The organism is Endozoicomonas sp. ALE010, from assembly GCF_049310165.1.
Lineage (GTDB): Bacteria > Pseudomonadota > Gammaproteobacteria > Pseudomonadales > Endozoicomonadaceae > Endozoicomonas.
This window is the reverse complement of the sequence record NZ_JBLYNV010000187.1, coordinates 1-1,384: the sequence shown is the minus strand read 5'-3', so window position 1 is coordinate 1,384 and position 1,384 is coordinate 1. Positions and strand designations below refer to the sequence as shown.

1 protein-coding gene is annotated in these 1,384 nt (G+C 59.5%); it reads right to left on the bottom strand.

Annotated elements, in window-relative coordinates; translation table 11 throughout:
- A partial coding sequence (locus tag ACO6UY_RS24675) for a VCBS domain-containing protein (RefSeq protein WP_422491704.1) occupies window positions 1–1,384 on the bottom strand: 1,384 nt, incomplete at both ends.

Here is a 1,384-nt window from a genome sequence, read left to right as displayed (position 1 = left end):
CCGGAGCCTGAGCGGCCGCTTCCCCATGCGGCGCTGCCCGACAGGGTCAGGGGGGTATTATTGTCGGACGCATCATCAGCCGTGCTGCCTGCCCCTTCATCAAACTCAAAGGCAGCCACAGGGGGCGGCGCATCGTGATTGTCCGCCGGAGGGGTGGCGGGGTCGGCCGCTACCGCCAGGGTAAAGGTATCGGAGGCGCTGGCCAGGCCATCACTGGCGGTGACCGTAACCGACAGCGAGCCGGTATCACCACTGCCGGGGGTACCCGAGAAGGTGGTGCTGGCCGCATCAAAGTTAAGCCAGGCGGGCAGGGCACTGCCATCGGCCAGAGTGGCGCTGTAGCTCAGGGCATCACCTTCCAGGTCGCTGAAGCTGTCTGCTGGCAGCTGGTAGCTGAAGGGGTTGTCCTGATCGGCGTTCTGATCGGCCAGGGCAACATCCAGCACTGGCCCGTCGTTGCTGCCGTTAAGAGTGATGGTCAGCGTATGGGTGGTGCCATCCTGTGATTGCACATCCAATGTCTCGGTAAGGGTTTCGCCCTCCCCGAGCTGCTGAATGGCCGACTGGCTGTTATCGGCGCTGTAGGTCCACTGACCGCTGGCATCCAGGATCAGGTCACCGTAGCTGCCGGTGATGGTGGTGGCGATAAACTGGGCTTCACCGGCATCGCTGTCACTGATGGTCAGGGTACCGCTGGCACTCAGTACGTCGCTGTTGTCTTCGGTCACCGTGGCGCTGTCGTCGCCGGCGATCACCGCCGGGTTATCGACGCTGCCAATAAAGTCAGACAGCTGATTGGCCTGATAAAGTGTTGAAATCTGGGAGGCGTCCAGTGCTTCATTGAAAATGGCCAGATCATCAATGGCTCCATCCAGGTAACCATTGCTATCCCAGTTACTTTTGCCCACATAGTTGTTGGTCCTCACCATGACGGATGGGACCACTCCCTGGTGAGTGCCTGCCAGTTCGCCATTTTTGTAAACGCTCATCAGCCCTGAGCTATCCACCGTCGCAGTGATATGCACCCACTGGTCGGTGGTGAGGAAATCATCAAGGGTGAGTTTGTGCTCAGTGCCACTGTCATCCCAGATACCAAATGCCAATCCGTTGGTCTGGCCAGTATGAGACAGGAAAATATTGTGGTCTCCCGCACCATTCCCAAAATCCACCACCCTGGACCAGCCTTGATCAAAACTGTCAAAGCGTACCCAGGATGCGATGGTCATTGCTCCGCCCGTCTGCATGCCACTGATCTCGCCGGTGCCCGCAGTACCATCCATTTCGAAGGCTGAGCCGGAGCCTGAGCGGCCGCTTCCCCATGCGGCGCTGCCCGACAGGGTCAGGGGGGTATTATTGTCGGACGCATCATCAGCCGTGCTGCCTG